Below are 19,734 nucleotides of genomic sequence, written 5' to 3' on the forward strand. Positions count from 1 at the left end.
CCCGACTCGCCACCGATACACCGAACACCTTGAGGGGATGTGATCCAGATGGAGTTGGACGTAGCCAGCTTATGGATCCTAATAGCAGCCGCGCTTGTCTTGATGATGACACCGGCACTGGGAATTTTCTACGGCGGCATGACCCGCTCTACCGGCGTTGTGAACATGATGCTGATGAGCTTTTCTGCCGCAGCAATTACCGCAGTGGTTTGGGTGCTGTGGGGGTACTCATTCTCCGCTGGTGAACCAACCATCGCAGGCATCGTCGGAAATCCAATAAGCGATTTTGCCATGCACAATACCGAACAAGCGGACCTACTCTCTGCAGGATTCTCTGGCACCTTCGCCATGATTTCGGTGGCCATTATTTCTGGCGCCATTGCCGACCGTGCTCGCTTTGCGCCATGGCTCTTCTTCATCCCACTGTGGGTCACCCTGGTCTACGCACCGGTGGCCTTCTGGGTATGGGGTGGAGGATTGCTCTCCTCCGATGGTTTCCTTGGCAAGATCTTCGGAGAAGCCATTGACTTCGCTGGTGGTGCTGTAGTTCACACCAACGCTGGTATCGCCGCACTTGTCCTCGCACTCAAGCTCGGTCAGCGTCACAACTTCCACGATCGCCCTCAGCCACACAACACCCCACTGGTCATGCTTGGTGCAGGCCTACTGTGGTTCGGCTGGTTCGGTTTCAACGCTGGTGCCGCCACCACCATTGAGCAGGCTGGTCTGATCTGGATCAACACCTTCGCAGCGCCAGGCGCAGCAGTTCTTGGCTGGATCCTCGTTGAAAAGCTGCGCGGGGAACGCGCCAGCTCGGTAGGTGTTGCCTCAGGCCTAGTCTCCGGTTTGGTTGCTATCACCCCTTCGTGTGCAGATCTGGCCCCATGGGCGGCACTACTGCTGGGTGTACTGGCTGGTGCAGGTTCGGCTTGGGCCGTCAACCTCAAGTGGAAGCTTGGTTACGATGACTCCCTGGACGTGGTCGGTGTTCACCTGGTTGCCGGTATCATCGGCACCCTCTTCCTCGGCTTCTTCGCGCTGCCAACCGAGGAAAGCGCTGGTGGCCTGTTCTACGGTGGCGGTCTCTCGCAGCTGGTTGCACAGTTCATGACGCTTCTTGTAGTAATGATCTTCTCCGCGGCAATGACTTGGGTTATCGCTTCGGTGATCGGTAAGTTCAGCCCATGGCGAGTATCGGCAGATATTGAAATTGCCGGTATCGACGCCGCTGAGCACAACGATGCTGGTTACCAGCTGGCCTCTAAGTAAAGGGGTGGGAGCTGAAAAATAATAAGAACATGATCAAGGGGTAGGACATCAATACGATGTCCGGGAAACCGCCGGTGGGCCATGCAGCCACCGGCGGTTTCTTTATGTGCAATCCCGCGGTGGAACTTCGTTAAAGGCGACATGAGTAAGTCATGGCAAACGTGTTGAGATAATTTTTCTTTCGTCTTTCCACTCCTGCAGATGGAACGAGCTGAGTTAATGCCTTTACCTAACCAGCGGAATCATGGTCCATGCCGGAGGAAGTCTGCCTTGCCTGTCTCTTGCGGACATTATCCGAGTGGGATGTCCGATCGGGCTCGCTGACTTTGGCCTCAGCACTTTGGACACACTGGTAGCCGGACTACCTACAGGATGGGATCACGGTGCAGGTCAGGGTGGGTCAAGACTGTACGGTGGCTAGCGTCAATTTGTATCCATCGCCCAAGCCCTTCTTAAACCTGCCCGGATACTGCTGGTGGATGAGGCCACCAGCGTGCTGGATACCGAGAACGAAAGCACGGTGGCGACGGCACTGGGCGATGATCTCAGGTAGCGCACCCGTGTCATTGTCGCCCTTCGTCTGAGCTCAATACGTGCGGCAGACCGGGTGCTGTTCATGGGCGACGGGCACAGTATCGGGGATGGGAGCATCCAGTAATTGTTAGCTGCCAAGGGGCGCTTCGCTGACTTCTGGGAGCAACAGTATGCGGCCGGTGCCTGGCACCTGGGGCACAACTGAGTGCTGAAGTTACAGCCGTCTAGTGGTGGACCTCGTGGCGGCGGTTATCCCATGCTCTGATTCTTGATATTCTTATAAGTCGAGTCCTGTGCGTTTTTTGATGCGCACCACAAGACCTATCGAAAGAAGTGCCCGGCACGTGTTTAATTCACTTTCCGATCGCCTGACATCAACCTTCAAGAATCTGCGCGGTAAGGGCCGCCTGACTGAAGCAGACATCGACGGTACCGTCCGCGAAATCCGCCGCGCCCTGCTCGACGCTGACGTTGCCGTCTCGGTGGTCCGCGCCTTCGTGGCCCAGGTGAAAGAACGCGCCCTGGGCGCCGAGGTTTCCGAGTCGCTGAACCCGGGCCAGCAGGTCGTTAAGATCGTCAACGAGGAACTCGTTGGCATCCTCGGTGGCGAAACTCGTCGCCTGAACCTGGCCAAGAACCCTCCTACGGTGATCATGCTCGCCGGTTTGCAGGGTGCCGGTAAGACCACCCTGGCCGGTAAGTTGGCCAAGCACCTGAAGTCTGAAGGCCACACCCCAATGCTGGTGGCCTGTGACCTTCAGCGCCCTAACGCTGTTAAGCAGTTGCAGATCAACGGTGAGCGTGCCGGTGTTCCTGTCTATGCACCACACCCGGGTGTCTCCTCAGAATTTGATACCCCTACCGGTGACCCGGTAGCAGTAGCTCGCGATGGTATCGCCGAAGCTAAGTCCAAGCTGCATGACGTGGTCATCGTTGATACCGCGGGCCGTTTGGGTGTTGACACCGAAATGATGGCTCAGGCTGCGAACATTCGCGCAGCCATCAACCCTGACGAAGTGCTCTTTGTCATTGACGCAATGATCGGTCAGGATGCGGTGAATACCGCACAGGCCTTCCATGAAGGTGTCGATTTCACCGGTGTGGTCCTCTCCAAGCTCGATGGTGACGCCCGTGGTGGTGCCGCCCTGTCGGTCGCCTCGGTTACCGGTAAGCCAGTGATGTTCGCATCCACCGGTGAAAACCTGGATGACTTCGAGATCTTCCACCCAGATCGTATGGCTTCACGCATCCTGGACATGGGCGACGTGATGACGCTCATCGAACAGGCTGAGAAGAACTGGGACAAGAACGAAGCCGAGCGTATGGCGAAGAAGTTCGCCGACCAGGAAGACTTCACCCTGGACGACTTCCTGGCGCAGATGGCCCAGATCAAGAAGATGGGCTCGATGAAGAAGCTGCTGGGCATGATGCCCGGTGCGCAGATTTCTCGCCAGCAGCTTGAACAGTTTGATGAGCGTCAGATCGACCGCGTGGAAGCCATCGTTCGTTCGATGACTCCACACGAACGTGTGGCACCAAAGATCATCAACGGTTCACGTCGCGCCCGTATTGCTAAGGGTTCGGGCGTCACTGTTTCTGAAGTGAACCAGATGCTTGAGCGTTTCACCGAAGCGCAGAAGATGATGAAGAAGATGGCCGCCGGTGGCGGTATTCCAGGCATGCCAGGTGCGGGCCGTGGTGCTGCTCGCAAGGCGAAAGCCAAGGGTAAGGGCAAGAAGCAGGTCAAGTACGGTAACCCAGCGAAGGCCGCACAGGCCCAGCTGGAAGCCCAGAACAAGAAGTCTTCGGCACCCAGCGGAGCATCCTTTGGCGCCGGCGCCAACCAGGACTTCGATCCATCAAGCCTGAACCTGCCAGCAGGTTTCGAGAAGTACTTGGGCAAGTAACAAGCCCGCCAGCTGCATAAACCGACAACGCGCCATGGGAACTGACATAGTTTTCCCATGGCGCGTTTTGTCTATCATGCGTTACCCCAAACTATGATTGATAGTAGACCGTAACTTCACCAGTGAAAGGAATCTGCCTTCGTGGATTCGTCTGAGTTCAACTACCTCAACCTAGAGTTCATCTTCATGGGCGACAAGCCAGACGCCGCAGAAGTTGTCCGCACCGCATTGGCAGATCGCCGCCTGCTGGGGTACATCGGGGGAGCCGTCGAACGAGAGTTTTCCACAGAGGTTCTGGCTGAGGTGGCCACCGTCAGTGAAGCACGCGATGCGGTGCTCTACCGTATTGATGCAAAGGGCAAACTGCGTGAAGGATCCCGTGTCACCAAACTGGTGCACGAATTGAAGAACTCGACCGGTGCCAACTATGTGCTGGTGGACGGCGACGAGATCGACGGCCCGACTCCGGACGACGACATCCTCGGGGATCTCGGGGCAACCAACGAGCTGCTGCACGGAGCCACCCTGAAAGCCTCGGAACTGGTGCTGGCCGCCGGTTTTGAGGACAACCAGATCACCGTCTGGGACACCGAATCCGGGCTCATGGCCATGCCGGCCCAGCCGGTCTTCTCCCCAGGGATTTCCCGCTCCAACCGGCCCTTCCTGTCGCTGACCCGCACCGGCAACGTCATCATGGCAACTGTTGAGGCTAAGCGCCCGCGCGGAGATCGCTTCGGCCCGGCACTGACCATGGTGCTGGATCTGGAACGCCAGGCCATTTTGGAACCGGAAGCGGACTCTCCCGCGGCTTCGCGCCTCAACGAACTGGATGGGCTGCTGCTGGGCATCGGCGAAGAAACAGTTGAACTGCTGGACGCCCTGATCTCTGACCCGAAGGCCCGCGAGGAAGCCCTGGCCCTGATGCATGGACCGGTTGACCTGGCCAGCATGAAGCGATTTGTCGCGTTGCTGGGCTTCGATGCTCGCAGCGTAGACTACCTCACCGGCCGTCCCATCCCTGAGGACCGCCGGGTTATTTCCACCGGTGGCCCCTTTAGGAGCCTGCGCGCGGCACTGAACGAGCAGGAGCGCGAAGCCACTGGGCTGAAGCGAGTGCTCTTCCGTGCCGGATGGAATCCACAGGCGCTGATCGGTTCCGGCGCCCTGGTGCTGGCCTCGGGCATCGGTGTACATGCGCTGCTGGCCAAGAGCCAGAAGTTCGCTTGGCTGCCAAAGCCCGCGCGCCAGCTGCTGATGTTCGCCTGGTACGCCGACGGCGCGTTTTATTTGGGCAAGGGCATTATCGATGCGGCCAGAGCCAAACGGGACTTCTAGATCCTAGTCAACCGGAATGCCAACAGCGCGGGTGCGCAGCAAGCTAATTGCTGCGCACCCGCGCTGTTCTTGATGGTTCGCGAGGGTGCCCTCTAGCCTCGATTTTTCAGTGCAGGAGAATCGGTATCCCGGAATTCCTTGGGCGGAACCTTCCCGGCGGCATGCTGTTCTTCCTCGGCCAGGCGCAATTCCACCCGGCGGATCTTCCCGGAGATCGTCTTCGGCAAATCTGAGAATTCCAGCCGGCGAATGCGCTTGTAGGGTGCCAGATGCTCGCGGCAGAACCCCAGGACGTCTTCCGCGGTGCCCGCGTTCGCCTCGTAACCGGCAGCCAGGATGACAAAGGCCTTGGGCACCGAAAGCTTGAGCGGATCCGGGGAGGGGACCACCGCGACTTCGGCCACCGCCGGATGCTCCAGCACCACCGATTCAAGTTCGAAGGGACTGAGCTTGTAGTCGCTGGATTTGAAGACATCGTCCGCCCTGCCGATGTAGGTCAAGATCCCTTCTTCGTCGCGTTCGGCGATATCCCCGGTGTGATAGACCCCGTCACGCAGTGCCTCGTCGGTTTTCGCCTGGTCATCGAAGTAGCCCTTCATCAAACCCACCGGGCGGGGATCGATGCGCAGGCAGATTTCTCCCACTTCGGCCACGTGTCCGGTGGTGGGGTTGCGCAGTTCAATGTCGTAGCCAGGCATCGGGCGGCCCATGGCGCCTACCTTAACCGTTTCGCCGGGGGAATTGGCGATTTGGACCGTGGTTTCCGTTTGGCCATAGCCGTCACGGATCACCTGGCCCCACGCGGTGCGCACCTGGTCAATGACTTCGGCGTTCAACGGCTCGCCGGCCGACACCAGTTTGCGTGGCGGGGTTTTCAGTGTGGTCAGATCGGCCTGGATCAGGTAGCGCCATACCGTGGGAGGCGCGCAGAAACTGGTGACGTTCTCCGTGGCCATCTGCTCCATCAGCGCCTGGGCATCGAAGCGATCATAGTTGAAGACGAAGACGGTGGCTTCAGCGATCCACGGCCCGAAGAAATTGGACCACGCGTGCTTGCCCCAGCCGGGGGAGGCAACGTTCAAATGCACGTCGCCCGGCTCGACACCGATCCAGAACATGGTCGCCAGATGGCCCACCGGATACGAGGTGTGGGTGTGCTGCACGAGTTTCGGCTGGGAAGTGGTTCCGGAGGTGAAATACAGCAGCAGGTTCTCATCTTTGCGGGTCGGGGTCTCCAATGCGAACTCGGCTGGCGCCTGATGGGAGTCGTCAAAGTGCAGGGTTCCGGGGTAGCGGGCGCCGCCGACCTGGACGATGGCGTAGGCGCCGGGAACCTCGGTGAGCTTTTCCAGGTGATCGTGGCTGGTGATCACCCAGGTGGCCTTGCCTCGCTCGATGCGATCGGCGAGATCCTCGCTGGTGACCTGCGTGGTCGTTGGAATGATGACCGCTCCGAGTTTCATGCCGGCCAGCATGGTTTCCCACAGGGCCACCTCGTTGCCGAGCATCACGATGATCGCATCCCCGCGTTGCAGGCCCTCGTCGGAGAGCCAGCGGGCTACCTGGGTGGAACGCGTGGAGAGCTCAGACCAGCTGTAACGGGCAGATGTGCCATCCTGCTCGGTGAGAATCAGGGCTGGCTCATCGGCCCGCTGCGGATCCTTTGCGACGGCATCGAACCAGTCGTAGGCGAAGTTGAAGTCGGTGAATTCCGGCCACGTGAACTCCTCCCGAGCTCTTTGGTAGTCATCGCGCGCGGCCAAAAGCAGATCGCGGGCGGCTCGGAACTTCTCGGTATTGCTCATCGCAGTCCTTTGCATTTCGGGCGACAATGCCCGTAGCTATCATCCTTCGTTCCCACTCAATATACGGGAGTGACCAGTTTGGACGAATTGTTGCGCCATCATGCGTAGTCGCGTTGACGCAACACGCAATTTTGTCCACTGATTCATGGAATAAGCGAGCAATGTGGCCTCCGTGCAGGAGCTGAAGAACAATTGGACGGTAACGGCTTGGATGGTCTAGCGTCTGAAATATGCCAAAGGAACAAGTTCCCGCCAAGAAACAGAACCCGCTTCTTGTGCTGGGAAAAATCAGCGCGATACTTGATTCCTTTTCCTTGCGGCAGCCCGTGCTGACCTTGGCCGATTTGCGTGAAGCCACGTCCATGCCGGCCTCCACGGTCCAGCGCCTGGTGGCGAACCTCGTGGAACAAGGATTCCTGGATCGTGAGGGCGATGGCTATCGAATCGGCATGAAAATGGCGTACTGGGCCGCCCCGGCTACCCGCGGCAAGGAAGTCCTCGACGTGATCAGCCCGCTCTTGGCCGAGCTGCGCGATACGACCGGCGAGACGGCGTGCCTTTTCCGGGCGGAAGCCGTTTACCGCGTCTGCGTTGGCATCGCCGAAACTCGCCATGTATTGCGTCGCGAAATGCATTTGGGGGAGTTGGCGCCGCTGCATGCTGGTTCCGCCGGCCGGGTCCTCTTGGCCTGGAAGCCGGAGCTGATGCAGCGCCTGGTGGAAGGGTCCTTGGAATCGCTGACCTCATCGACCATTACCGGTCTTGATGATTTGCAGACGGCCGTGGAAGCGACCCGCGCCGATGGCTTTGCGATCACCACCGGTGAACGGGAAAGCGGCGCGTCGGGGCTCTCGGCCCCGGTCTTCGACTCGGCGGCCCGGCTGGTGGCCGCGGTGACCATCAGCGGGCCGACGATGCGCATGCCGCAAGCGGTCTGCGAAGGTTGGGTGGAACCATTGCTGGAAACCGCCGAGCGCATGACCCGGCTGATCGGCGGCCGTTTCCCTGGCGAGACCCACCGCCCGGCCTAGCCAGCGGCGGATGGCTCCGTGCCCGTTGGGATGACCCACTCGAACGCCTTGGCCTTGGACCGCGCCCCCTGGGCGGACTTCGAGCGGTTCGGCTCGCCCAGCTGCGTCAGGAGCCTCTCGGAGAGCTGCACCAGTTCGCCGAAGCGTTCAGGAGTCAGCCAGTCGGGCCGGGTTGCGAAGAGGATGTCCTCGCTGGAGGTGTTGCCGCTGGCGCCCGGTGCGAAGGGGCAACCGCCCAAGCCGCCCAAGGCTCCATCAACCACTTCGGCTCCGGCGGCAATCGCTGCCAGCGTATTGGCCACTCCCAGCCCCCAGGTGTCGTGGCCGTGGAAGACGATGCGCCGTTGCGGCGCATTCTCCCGGACATTGGCGATCAGCGAAGCCACCTGGGCGGGAACCGCCTGGCCAAGGGTGTCGCAGATGACGATGTCGCAGGTTCCTTCTGCGCGCGGATCATTGGCGATCTGAAGTACCTTCGACTCCGGGACCTGGCCGTCGAAGGGACAGGTGAAGGAGGTCGCCAAGCAGAGCTGGATCCTCCCGTTAACCGCCTGGGCGTAGCGGACCGCTTCGGGCAGGGCCGCCATGCTTTCTTCGGTGCTTCGCGAGATATTGGCTTGGTTATGCGCGTCGGAGACCGAGAGGCAGTACTGGAAATTGGTGATGCCCGCCTTCGCGGCCTTGGCCACATGTCCCGGGGTCGCCACCCAGATCCAGCAGTGCGCCAGTTCTTGCGGTGTCAACGCTTCGGCGACCTCCAGGGTGTTGGCCATCGGCGGTACCAGATCGGCGCGGGCCATGGAGCCGAGCTCGATTTCCTGGACTCCCAGGCGCAACAGTTCCCGGACGGTCGCGATTTTCTCTTCGGTGCTCAGAAGCTTTCCGGTCAGCTGCAGTCCGTCGCGCAGGGTGACGTCGCGCAGGGTGGCTGCTGGTGTGAAGTTGTAGCTCATGCTTGGCTCGTTTCGCTGCTGGTGGCGTTCATGATTTCTTCCGGGCTGTAGCCCAGGAGCGTGCCGAGGACGTCATTGGTATGCTCGCCGAGGTCCGGGCCGAGGTTCCGGATCGGCAGGGAGGCTGCGCCCATGACCGGGACGATCCCGGGGAATCCGACCCCGGGGAGCACCTCCTGGCCGGTGGAAACGTCGAAGTTCTGGATCATATTGCGGGCCTGGTACTGGGGCTCGTTCACAATATCCTCGGCCGTGTAAATGGGGCCGGCCGGAACGCCTGCGGCATCCAGCACAGCCAATGCATCTGCGGAGTCCAAGGTCCCGCTCCAAGCGCCGATGGCCTGGTCAAGCATTTCGCTCTGTTCCCATCGCTGGGCGTTGGACTGCAGGTTCTCGTCGTTGGCCAGATCGGGGCGGCCGATGGCTTCCATGTATCTGCGGTAGATTCCATCGCCGTTGCCGGCCACCACGATGCTCGCCCCGTCGGCGCACAGATAGGCGTTGGACGGGGCGATGCCTTCCATCCGTCCTCCGGTGCGGGTCCGGGATTCGCCGTAGGCGCCCTGGTCGGGGATCAGCGATTCCATCATGGAGAACATTGCCTCGTGCAGGGCGACGTCGATGATCCGGTGATCCAGTGGCAGGGGATTATCGCCTGTGCTCTTGCGGTCGCGTTCGAAGAGGGCCATCACCGCTCCGAATGCGGCGTAGAGCCCGGCGATGGAGTCGCCGATCGAGACTCCTACGCGGACCGGGGCGCGGTCGGGGTCGCCGACCAGGTTGCGGAACCCGCTGAAGGCTTCAGCCACGGCGGCGAATCCCGGACGTTCAGATAACGGGCCGGTTTGGCCGAAGGCCGAGATTCGGGTGATCACCAGATTCGGGTTCGCCGCGCTGAGTTCATCTGGTCCGAGACCCCATTTCTCCAGGGTTCCGGGCCGGAAGTTTTCCAGCAGCACGTCGCATTCGCGCACCAGATCGAGGACTGCGGCCCGACCGGCGTCGCTGCGCAGGTCGAGCACCACGGATTTCTTGTTCCGGTTGATTGTGCGATAGAGCATGGAGACGCTGCCCTTTTTCAGGCGCCAGTTGCGCAGTTCGTCGCCGGTTTTGGGGCGTTCGACCTTGATGACTTCGGCTCCGAAGTCCGCCAGCAGGCGTCCGGCGGTGGGCGCTGCGATGTAGTTGCCCAGCTCCAGGACGCGGATGCCTTCCAGCGGGGCGATGGCCTCGGTGGTTCGATCTTGGTGGCTCATATATAGCTCCTTGTCAGGTGGCTGGGATCAGATGAAGATGCTCATGACCAGGACGAGTCCCAAGGCGATCACCGAGGCGACGGAAACGCCGACGGTCACCGACTTCAGGGCGCCTCGGACGGTTTGGCCCAGCAGGGATTGCAGCAGCCAGAAGGTATTCGAGGTTACGTGGATCATGAACAGCGAGCCGGCGCCGGCGGCCAGCGCGATGAGCACCGGATCCAGTCCCAGTGCCGGAGCGATGGGGGCGAGCATGCCGGCGGCGGTGATCACCGAAAGCGTCACCGAGCCCACGGCGATGTGCAGCACCGCGGCAATCACCCAGACGACCACCAGCGGTGCCACGGCGCTGGCACTGAAGAATCCGCCGAGGATATCGCCCAGTCCGGCGGCGGCCACGGTAGCTGCCAGCGAACCGCCGGCGCCGGTGAGCAACAGGATCTGTCCGCTTTCCTTGAAGCCGGTGCCGATCGCCTCTTCCACGCCCTTTTGGCCGATGGCTCCGCGGGCCACGATGGTGGTGCCGATCAGGCCGATGAGCAGGGCGACCACGGGGTTGCCCAGCAGTTCCAGCACGCCGTTCTGGAACTTGGCGATTTCGGCAAGGGCGCCGGCGGCAATGAGGATCAGCGAAAGCAGCAGGGGAGCGAAGAGCAGCAGCAACGAGGTTTCGCGCTTGCCCTCGGGGCCAACGGCCAGCTTCACCGCTCCTGGATCGGCCTGCGGCTGCTGGCCCTCGTCAATGCCAACGCGGACGCTGCCAGGCTGGTTCGGGGTGCTCTGCGGGTAGTCATCTTCCTCGAAGACACTCTGCTCGTCGCGCGCTGGCTTCCAGAACCCGCGGCGGAACAAGAAGGACATGATCAGCACTGCCAGCAGAACTGTTGGCACTACCAGGAGCAGACCGCAGATCAGCATCTTGCCCAGCGATACGCCCAGCACTCCGGCTACCGCCAAGGCGCCGACGCCGGGAACCATGAAGATGATGCCGCACTCCAGCGAGATGGCCATGGCCGTGGCCAGCCGGGCGGTGCCCATCGGACCGATCTTGGTGGCCATGCGACGTGCCAGCGGTGCCGAAATGACGATCAGGACGTCAACGAAGATCGACTGCAGCACGGTGCTCATGGCTACCGCCATGGAGTAGGGCAAGGCCTTGGGGCCGAACACCGAGAGCAGGCGTTCGACCAGGCGGCGGATGGCGCCGACCTCGTTGAGGATGGATCCCATCAGCACGCCGAAGGCGATGAGCAGGCCGACCTCCATCATGATGTCGCCGAAGCCCTTGGTGATGGTCTCGATGGTCTTGCTGATGCCAAGTTGCGTGCTCAGTCCCAGATACAGGGAGCCGAGGATCAGCCCGATGACGGGGTTGACCTTGAATTTGACGATCAGCAGCACCGTGGCGAGCACGGCCACGGCGGTGTTTATCAGAATCGCTGTATCTGACATGGGGATCCGATCTTCGTTGATAACGGGTAGACGTGAGCTGGGCCACAAAACTCTGATTCATAGTATGAGTTGCAACCCACGATGTAAACTTCATGTCGTTATTGAGTCATCGCCGACCGGCAGGCATTTGCGCTTAACCGCAGCGGGCCCCGCAGCAACAAGCTGCGGGGCCAGACAAGGCGCGTGGACAGAGTGGTTATGGTTTCGGTGAAGGAAAGTCCGTATCCCGGTATTCCTTGCCCGCCGGTTCGCCGCCATTAAAACGGCGCTCCTCGGCCTGGCGCAATTCCACGCGGCGGATCTTGCCCGAAATGGTTTTGGGCAATTGGGCGAACTCGATGCGCCGCACCCGCTTGAAGGCCGAGAGGTGCTCGCGGCAATGCGCCAAAATCGACTCCGCGAGTTCGGGGCCGGGCTGCGCATTGCCCGTGGGAACGATGTAGGCCTTTGGCACGCTCAAGCGCAATTCATCCGGGGTCGGCACCACCGCTGCCTCGGCCACCCCGGGATGCTCGATCAGCACGGATTCCAGCTCGAAGGGGCTGATCTTGTAGTCGCTGGACTTGAAGACGTCATCGGCGCGGCCCACGTAGGTCAAGACGCCTCGTTCATCACGTTCAGCGATATCCCCGGTGTGGTAGACCCCGTCACGGAAGACCTCGGCGGTTTTCTCCGGGTTCTCGAAGTAGCCCTTCATCAGCCCCAGCGGGCGGGGATCGGTCACCAGGCAGATCTCGCCCAGATCCCCGGCCTCGCCGGTAGCAGGGTCGCGCAGCACGATGTCGTAGCCTGGCATCTCGCGTCCCATGGCGCCGATGGTGATCGGCACTCCGGGCGGATTGGCGATCTGCACCGTGGTTTCGGTCTGGCCAAAGCCGTCGCGGATGACCTGGCCCCAGGATTTCTGCACCTGGTCGATGACTTCGGCATTCAGCGGTTCGCCAGCGGAGACCAGTTTCTTCGGCGGATTCTTCAACGCGCTCAGATCCGCCTGGATCAGCAAGCGCCACACGGTCTGCGGAGCGCAGAAGCTGGTGACCTTCTCGGTGTCCATCTGGTTCATCAGCGCGATCGGATCGAAGCGGTCATAGTTGTAGAGGAATACGGTGGCTTCGGCGATCCACGGTGCGAACAGATTCGACCATGCATGCTTGGCCCAGCCTGGGGAAGCGACATTTAGATGCACATCGCCTGGTTCCAGCCCGATCCAGAACATCGTGCTCAAGTGCCCCACCGGGTACGAAGTATGAGTGTGCTCCACCAGCTTCGCCTTGGAAGTGGTTCCGGAGGTGAAATAGCGCAGCAGTGTTTCATCGGCGCGCGTGGGGGAGTCCAGCTGGAATTCGGCTTCGGCGTTGTAGGACTGCGCGAAGTCGAGGATGCCTTCAGTTGCGCTGCCGCCAATCTGGATCAGCGTGTAATCGCCGGGGACCGTCTCGAATTTCTGGATCTCGCCCTGGTTGGTGATCACCCACTGGATATGCCCGCGCTCGATGCGATCGGCCAGGTCCGTGGGGGTCAGCTGCGTGGTGCAGGGGATCAGGATTGCCCCGAGCTTGATGCCGGCCAGCATCGATTCCCAGAGTTCCACTTGGTTGCCGAGCATCACTGCGATCGTCTGGCCTCGGCGCACTCCTATATCGCTGAGCCAGCGCGCGAGTTGCGTGGAGCGCTGCGAGAGCTCGGCCCAACTGCGGCGTGTTGAGCTGCCGTCGCGTTCGGTGATGATCAGTGCCGGCGCATCGGCTCGTTGCGGATCCTTGGCCACTTGGTCGAACCAGTCGGAGCCGAAGTTGAACTCGCTGAACTCGGGCCAGCGGAATTCTTCCCGCGCCGTCTCGTAGTACTCGCGCATTTCCAGGAGCCGATCTCGGGCTGCTCTGAATTCATCTGTAACGCTCACAACTAACCTTCCGTCGCTGGGACTAGGGCACCCCACATCATCGTGAGGCAGATCACTTGCCAATATACTTTGAAGTCCAAGGGTTTGAAAGCGCAATTGGTGCCAAACTGTTGAATCGGATGATGCCACGCGTATTTAATAAGTGCATGAGTCAAATGCCCAAGGTGCTCGTCTGTGGTCCATCCAGCTGGAATCAGCTCGTCGAGCTTGACCGCTTGCCTGACCCTCGGCCTCAGCAGCTATCCGCCCGCAACGAGTGGCACACCGTGGGCGGAACCTCCGCGGGCAAGGCGCTGCACTTGAGTTCCTTGGGTGTTGCGACGACGCTCTTCACGCCGCTGGCTAGCGATGAGCCAGGGCGCCTGCTGCGACACGTGCTCGGTGGCGCGGGCGTCAACCTGCAGGCGATTTCCAGCGTGAGCACCGAGCGGCATATCAATCTCATGGCTGGCGGGCAACGCGTATCCATCTATCTGGCAACGCCCTCCGCTGTCGAGGACGCGGATGCTGATGCCCTCTGCGCGGCCATTGGGGAAGCTGACCTGGCAGTGATTGACCTGAGCGAGTTGGGGTTGCGGATTATCAGGCAACTGGCCGAGCCGCCTGTACCGCTATGGGTCGACCTGCATGACTTCGATGGCACAGCCCAATTTCATCTGCCATTCCTGAGGGCGGCCTCCGTGGTCTTCATGAACGATGATGCAACCAGCGATCCGTGGGAGCTGATGGCCACTTGCCTGCGCCATGGTCCAGAAATGGCAATATGCACGCGTGGAGCGCGGGGTGCGGTGGCAATGAACCGCCAGGGGCGGCGCTGGGAAGTGGCTGCGCCAAAGGTTGAGGTGATCGACAGCAATGGTGCCGGCGATGCCTTCATGGCCGGTTTTCTCGCGGCTTACCAGCGGGGATCATCGGTGCAAGCGGCTTTGGAGGCAGCTGCCGGAGCGGCAGCTGTGGCTCTATCGAGCCGGCATCTGCATCCAGATCTCGCCCGGTTGCTCTCCTAGTGCCAATGGCGCGTGCCGCGATCGCGAGCGTGATGACCGGAACATTCCAATTTACTTGAAGCATCAACTAAATCGGAGTATGGTTATAGGCAACAGGAACCATTGAATCGAAAGAAGGCGTTGGTCATGACCATGCTCAAAGAAGACAAGCTCGACGCAACCACTCACATGAATGCCGTGCAGCTAAAAGTCGGTGATATGAACCTCATGAGCGACTACTACCAAAAGGCGCTCGGGCTCACGGTACTGGAAGAAACCGCAGAAGGAACCCGGCTAGGCCGCGGAACTCAGGAACTCGTTAACCTGCGCAATGCCCCAGGACTGAAATTGCCAGCTCGTAGTGAAGCTGGGCTCTTCCATACTGCCCTGCTGTTCAATAACCAGGCAGATCTTGCCGCTACCGTGCTCTCAGCCGCCCAGTTTGATCAGAGTAAGTTTGTCGGAAGCTCGGACCATCTAGTCTCCGAGGCTTTCTACTTCACTGATCCAGAGGGTAACGGAATTGAGTTGTACTGGGGACCGCCCTCGCGATACCTGGACCTGGAATAACGGTGAAGTCAGCATGGATACCATCTACCTGGACCCCAACAAATACCTCAATGCTCACCTCAGTGAGCAGGCAGTGAATTCTTTGCAGTCGGCGAGCGCCGATATCGGCCATGTACACCTACAGGTAGGTGATGTGGCCACCGCCCGCTCGTTCTACGTCAACACTTTGGGCTTTGATGAAACCACCTCGCTGGGCAACCAGGCATTGTTCGTGTCCGCCGGAGGCTACCACCATCACATGGCCATGAATGTTTGGAACTCGCGAGGCGCAGGTCCCCGTAAAGACACCCTGGGTCTGGGCGAAGTACTGATCAATGTTCCCAACGCCGATGAAGTCGGCAAGTTGGCGCAGCGATTGAGCTTCGCCAAAGTCGAGCACCACCACACCGGGGCAGAGCTGCGTTTTAAGGATCCATGGAATAACCAGCTGCGCGTAACTGTCGCCTAATTGCTGAGCATCCAGTGGGGGACTGGCCCTAACCCTGGGCTCACGCAGTCCTAAGGTGTTTGTCGATCACCTCGGCGGTCAGTGGCTCGGTGAGCAATGGCTGGAAGTCTCCCTGTTCGCGGCCACGTAAGACTTGAGCAGCGAAGAGGTCCGGGGATCTGACGTCGCAATGCGTCAGATCTTCGGGCGCTAGATCCCACCACGCGCTGGCCTGTAAGGCTTGGGCGGTTTCTGGCTCAAAGCGATCTCGGATAACTCGTGCCGGAACACCGCCCACCACCGTGTAGGGATCTACGTCGTTGGTGACCACGGAATTTGAAGCGATGACTGCGCCATCTCCAATGGTGATCCCGTGGCCTAGGGTGACTTTCTCACCAATCCAAACATCGTTACCGATGGAGATCTTGCCGGCTTTGTAGCCAAATTTTGTCGAGTTCAGCTCGACCCCGCGATCTTCGCTATAGGTCTGTGCCAGTAACTTCTGGTTGTAAAACACTGGGCTGGTTGAAGCCCACTCATGAGGATGGCGGGCGCCCATTACGCTCATGCCCTTGGCGATAGAGGTAAAACGCCCCACGGTCATCGACTTATGCAGGCGTGAATGCGTGTAGGAGAAGGCGCCCATGCGGCCCAAAACCAAACCCGTGGTACCCCAGAAAGTGGTGTACGGGTGCAACGCAAGGTCAGCTTCGTAGTTCACCAAGGCTGAGCCGTCATAAGAGTTACCGGTGTCCTCCATGCTCTGCACACCGTGGCCGGATAAGAGGATTCGGTACTCTCGCAACAGTGGTTGCAACTGAGACATCGAAATTTTCATGAATAAGAGTTTAGGTTTTGGAACTGAGTGATTGATCAGTGCGCACCGAATAGTCGCTGATGGTACGAGGAATTGCTGTTACTTCTCCGGCTTAAACGAGAGATTGTTGTGCGAGGTGAAGTACGGCAAGATTCTCGAATTCTTAACACCGATACGCTTGTGCTTCACGCTTTGACCAAGCTGGCACCGCAGATACAGGTCGGTCGGTTCGTTACGTCCCACCGCGCCGCGCACCATGTCGGCATCCAAGGTGAAGACAGCGTTTTCATTTTCGTATCCGCTACTCGAATACACCTGTATCTCGTCCTGGGTCTCACGATCTAGGACCACCAATTCGAAGCTGGTACCTTCTGGCATTTTGACGGAGGGTTGAACTCGAAGTTCTAGTCCATCATCATCGAGGAAAGACACCGAGGCGATGCGCGCCGTAAATTCGGGTACTTCTTTACGGGAGCCGAGGGCTTTGAGCTTGGCTGCAATGTTCATGGTTTCTTCCCATCGTGCGATTAGATCGCGTGAAGCGTAGTGGTGGGCAAACTCCCGGCACTGTTCCGACATGGTGGCGGCCAACTGTGGATCGGTCATCAATGCTTCGGCCTTATCGGCCATGGCCTGGATATCTCCCGGTGCTACCAAAAATCCGTTGACCCCGTCACGAATGCTATCTGAGGGCCCAAAATTAATATCGAAGGACACTGGAACGCAACCCTGTTGCTGGGCTTCAAGAAGCACCAGTGCTTGGCCTTCATTGGTTGAGGTAAATAACTGCGCCGTGCAGTGAGCGAAATGTGCGGGCAACTCATTTGAGTATCCGTGGAAGATCACGTGCTCTTCGAGCTGAAGTTCTTGGCAGAGGGCTTCGAGCTTCTCCCGCTGGGCGCCTTGGCCCACCACGTGCAGGACCGGTTGGTGTCCGCGGCGCACTAGCTCAGCGATCACTTGAATGGATGCTGCCACGTTTTTATTCACGGTCAGTGACCCGGCAGCAATCAGATGGTTGCTCTCTCGTTTGATCGAGGAGTCAGTGAGGGTATTGGCCTTGATGGGGTTGGGGATGACAAAGGACGTATCAGCATCACCAAAACGTCGCACGTAGGCATCTCGTTGTGCCTGGGTGAGGAAGACAAAACCGTCCCAGAGGTTTCGTTGCTCAATGATGGGCGCATGTGCTTCGGAAAGTTCACCGGTCAACAAGCTTTCGCCCTTGGAAATATGGATGCTGTGGAAAGCGTAGAGCTTAGGAACTTTCGTCGTTTCCCATCGTCCCAGCATGGAGGCGGTGTATTTACTGTCAACAATGACCATGGAATTCTCGTGGTCCGTGAAGGTGCCCAGCCAGTAGCGATACAGGGCTGGAGCACTGTTAAAGCGTGCGATGACCTTACTGTCAGTAGCCATCACTTCTAAGATGCGCCGGTTCTTCCCACGTTCATCAAGGAATTTGGTGTCTGTTAAAAAGACACTGCCGTCTTTGCGTAAGAACTTCGTCTGGCTGGTACTGCCATCCGGTCCGCCGGTAAAACTTTGGCTGAAGATGCTCTGCGGTGCTTCGGGATACGTCACGGTATCTTCTAGCATCAGGTCCGCTACCTGCGGCTCGAAGGCGCGTTCGGGGACCTTGTCCTGACCGGGCATAGAGTTCTCGGCTAATTCAAGATAGAGGTTCAGCACCTGTACCTTGTCCGAGAGCTTGCCCTTGTCGACCAATTCGGCCACGATCTGTGGCTGCTCGGGTGAGCGACTGAATGTCACCACGAAGGCGCGGCCATAGCGTTGGGCGAACAGCCCGGCACGTTGCGTGCAGACCGTGGTCATGCCACCAAATTCACGTTCGAGCTTCCATGTCACCATGTAGGCGTCAAGATGTTCGCTGGACAATGCCACGAAGTTGGTCCTTTAGATCGAGAGCAAAAAACTGTGGTGCCCTGTATGAGCTTTGCTGCTTGTGGCTACCACGTTTGTTGATATTAGCGCTCGAAGACCACTCACGTCTTGTTCATCTGCGTTCTCAGCGTCAGCTATCAGCTTTATTTGCTGAGGAGTATCGCTGGAGCACAGATTATATTCAGGACCCGCGTACAAGAATCTCTGCGTGAATACTTTGTGCCAACCCGCCCCACAATAGTGCTGTTTTGTGGGGAGGGTATGGGAAGAGGTTGTTTCCTTGTCGGCTAACTTTCAAAAAGTTGCTGACCGAGATATTGACCTTCACGCACTCCAGGAACAATGGCGTAGAGCCCAGAACTGGTATTGCGAAGATATTCGGTCATCGCGTCGTTGGCACTCATGGCCTGTTGGATGGGAACAAAGTGCGTGCGTGCATCGGTCACGAAGGCGATGAAGAAAAGCCCGGCGTCTAAACGGCCTAACCCATCGGAGCCATCGGTGTAATTGAATCCGCGACGCAGCATCCTGATTCCCTTATGTGCATCGGGATGCACCACCGCAATGTGGGAGTCCACCGGGATGATTGGACCATTGCTACCGGCCATGTTGAAGTCGGGTGCCGTGAATTCTTCGCCGCCGGAGAGGGGAGCACCACTACCCTTGAGTCGTCCCACCAAGTTTTCTTGTTCGCCCAAGGTGGCACGATCCCAGGTTTCAATGTGCATGCGAATACGTCGGATCACCATATAGCTTCCGCCGGCCATCCATGCCTGGTCCGTCTGTTCCTTCTGCACCCACACATGCGCATTAAGATCATCGGTGTGCTCGGCCACGATGTTATCGGTGCCGTCTTTAAAGCCGAAGAGATTGCGTGGGGTGCTCTGCGCCGAACTGGTTTTTGAGGTGCGCCCAAAACCAATCTGCGACCAGCGGACGTTGGCTTTGCCGAAAGCTAAGCGGGCAAGGTTGCGGATGGCGTGGACCGCAACCTGTGGATCATCGGCGCAGGCTTGGACAATGATGTCCCCGTTGCTGCGGGCCTCTTCGATCATGTCTGAACGAAAATGTGGAAGCTCAATCAGTGCCTCGGGAAGTTTGCCATCAAGTCCAAATCTGGTCTTGCCGTCTTTTTCAAAGAGGGTACGCCCAAACCCGACGGTGACCGTCAGCCGTGATGCTGGCAGTCCCAGCGCCTCACCGGTGTCTTCCGGGGGAGCATCATAAGAACCATCAACAGCGCCCGAAGTTCCGATAGGTTGGCCCTGCATCATTTGAGCAATCGCCTGAGTCCAGGTCTGAAGCAACTCGATGAGTTCATCACGGGACTGCGCCTGAACATCAAAGGCTGCGGTATGCATCCGGTCTTGAGCTTCGGTGATGATCCCGGACTGGTGCTCACCGTAAAACGGCACCTGATCATCGGGGACCTGCTGGCTCTTTTGGCTGGCGTAAGCGCTATGCCCCAGTGCTCCCAGGGCCAGCCCCGCGCCACCTGCGCCCATTGCAGAAAGCAATAGGCGCCGGTTCAGCGTCGTACCCTTTGGGGACTCCGATTCAGCTGATTCTTCGTGCATCGTACCC

Annotated in this window: 13 protein-coding genes and 1 pseudogene; 6 read left to right on the plus strand and 8 right to left on the minus strand. The window is 59.3% G+C overall.

Annotated elements, in window-relative coordinates; translation table 11 throughout:
- Positions 1-48 precede the first annotated feature (48 nt).
- The 3 genes from QMQ05_RS07325 (at position 49) to QMQ05_RS07335 (ending at position 5,045) form a co-directional block, all read left to right on the plus strand.
- Entirely contained in the window at positions 49-1,269 is a 1,221-nt protein-coding gene (locus QMQ05_RS07325) for an ammonium transporter (protein WP_334123544.1), read from the plus strand.
- Between the two features lie 878 nt (positions 1,270-2,147).
- Entirely contained in the window at positions 2,148-3,710 is a 1,563-nt protein-coding gene (gene ffh / locus QMQ05_RS07330) for a signal recognition particle protein (protein ID WP_345474255.1), read from the plus strand.
- Positions 3,711-3,851: 141 nt separating this feature from the next.
- Positions 3,852-5,045 carry a hypothetical protein gene (locus QMQ05_RS07335; protein ID WP_345474257.1) on the plus strand — a complete coding sequence of 398 codons (1,194 nt, stop codon included), beginning with the start codon at positions 3,852-3,854 and terminating at the stop codon, positions 5,043-5,045.
- Positions 5,046-5,137: 92 nt separating this feature from the next.
- Here the strand turns inward: QMQ05_RS07335 and QMQ05_RS07340 are convergent, their stop codons facing one another.
- Positions 5,138-6,850 carry an AMP-binding protein gene (locus QMQ05_RS07340; RefSeq protein WP_345474671.1) on the minus strand — a complete coding sequence of 571 codons (1,713 nt, stop codon included), beginning with the start codon at positions 6,848-6,850 and terminating at the stop codon, positions 5,138-5,140.
- A gap of 230 nt (positions 6,851-7,080) precedes the next feature.
- On the opposite strand from QMQ05_RS07340, the gene QMQ05_RS07345 reads away from it, so the two are divergent.
- Entirely contained in the window at positions 7,081-7,881 is an 801-nt protein-coding gene (locus QMQ05_RS07345) for an IclR family transcriptional regulator (protein ID WP_061952266.1), read from the plus strand.
- Here the strand turns inward: QMQ05_RS07345 and QMQ05_RS07350 are convergent.
- From QMQ05_RS07350 to QMQ05_RS07365, 4 genes are all read right to left on the minus strand, one after another.
- Entirely contained in the window at positions 7,878-8,834 is a 957-nt protein-coding gene (locus QMQ05_RS07350) for a hydroxymethylglutaryl-CoA lyase (RefSeq protein WP_345474261.1), read from the minus strand. The two genes, QMQ05_RS07345 and QMQ05_RS07350, sit on opposite strands and share 4 nt — an antisense overlap.
- On the minus strand, positions 8,831-10,090 hold the full coding sequence (locus tag QMQ05_RS07355; protein WP_345474263.1) for a CaiB/BaiF CoA transferase family protein: 1,260 nt from the start codon (positions 10,088-10,090) through the stop codon (positions 8,831-8,833). The genes QMQ05_RS07350 and QMQ05_RS07355 overlap by 4 nt, the downstream gene beginning before the upstream one ends.
- 27 nt (positions 10,091-10,117) lie before the next feature.
- Positions 10,118-11,542, minus strand: a complete 1,425-nt coding sequence (locus tag QMQ05_RS07360) for a GntP family permease (RefSeq protein WP_345474265.1) — start codon at positions 11,540-11,542, stop codon at positions 10,118-10,120.
- A 196-nt stretch (positions 11,543-11,738) separates the two neighbouring features.
- On the minus strand, positions 11,739-13,445 hold the full coding sequence (locus tag QMQ05_RS07365; RefSeq protein ID WP_345474267.1) for an AMP-binding protein: 1,707 nt from the start codon (positions 13,443-13,445) through the stop codon (positions 11,739-11,741).
- A 146-nt stretch (positions 13,446-13,591) separates the two neighbouring features.
- On the opposite strand from QMQ05_RS07365, the gene QMQ05_RS07370 reads away from it, so the two are divergent.
- Together QMQ05_RS07370 and QMQ05_RS07375 are read left to right on the plus strand one after the other, a co-directional pair.
- Positions 13,592-14,452 carry a carbohydrate kinase family protein gene (locus QMQ05_RS07370; RefSeq protein WP_345474269.1) on the plus strand — a complete coding sequence of 287 codons (861 nt, stop codon included), beginning with the start codon at positions 13,592-13,594 and terminating at the stop codon, positions 14,450-14,452.
- Positions 14,453-14,578: 126 nt separating this feature from the next.
- Positions 14,579-15,449 (plus strand): annotated as a pseudogene (locus QMQ05_RS07375) (VOC family protein).
- A gap of 40 nt (positions 15,450-15,489) precedes the next feature.
- Here the strand turns inward: QMQ05_RS07375 and QMQ05_RS07380 are convergent.
- The 3 genes from QMQ05_RS07380 to efeB all read right to left on the minus strand — a co-directional run bounded on the left by QMQ05_RS07380 (position 15,490) and on the right by efeB (position 19,727).
- On the minus strand, positions 15,490-16,254 hold the full coding sequence (locus QMQ05_RS07380) for a CatB-related O-acetyltransferase (RefSeq protein ID WP_345474271.1): 765 nt from the start codon (positions 16,252-16,254) through the stop codon (positions 15,490-15,492).
- 90 nt (positions 16,255-16,344) lie between these two features.
- Entirely contained in the window at positions 16,345-18,150 is a 1,806-nt protein-coding gene (locus QMQ05_RS07385) for a glycosyltransferase (RefSeq protein ID WP_345474273.1), read from the minus strand.
- A gap of 287 nt (positions 18,151-18,437) precedes the next feature.
- Entirely contained in the window at positions 18,438-19,727 is a 1,290-nt protein-coding gene (gene efeB / locus QMQ05_RS07390; RefSeq protein WP_345474275.1) for an iron uptake transporter deferrochelatase/peroxidase subunit, read from the minus strand.
- Positions 19,728-19,734 lie beyond the last annotated feature (7 nt).

The organism is Glutamicibacter sp. B1, assembly GCF_039602135.1.
GTDB classification, from domain to species: Bacteria; Actinomycetota; Actinomycetes; order Actinomycetales; family Micrococcaceae; genus Glutamicibacter; species Glutamicibacter ectropisis.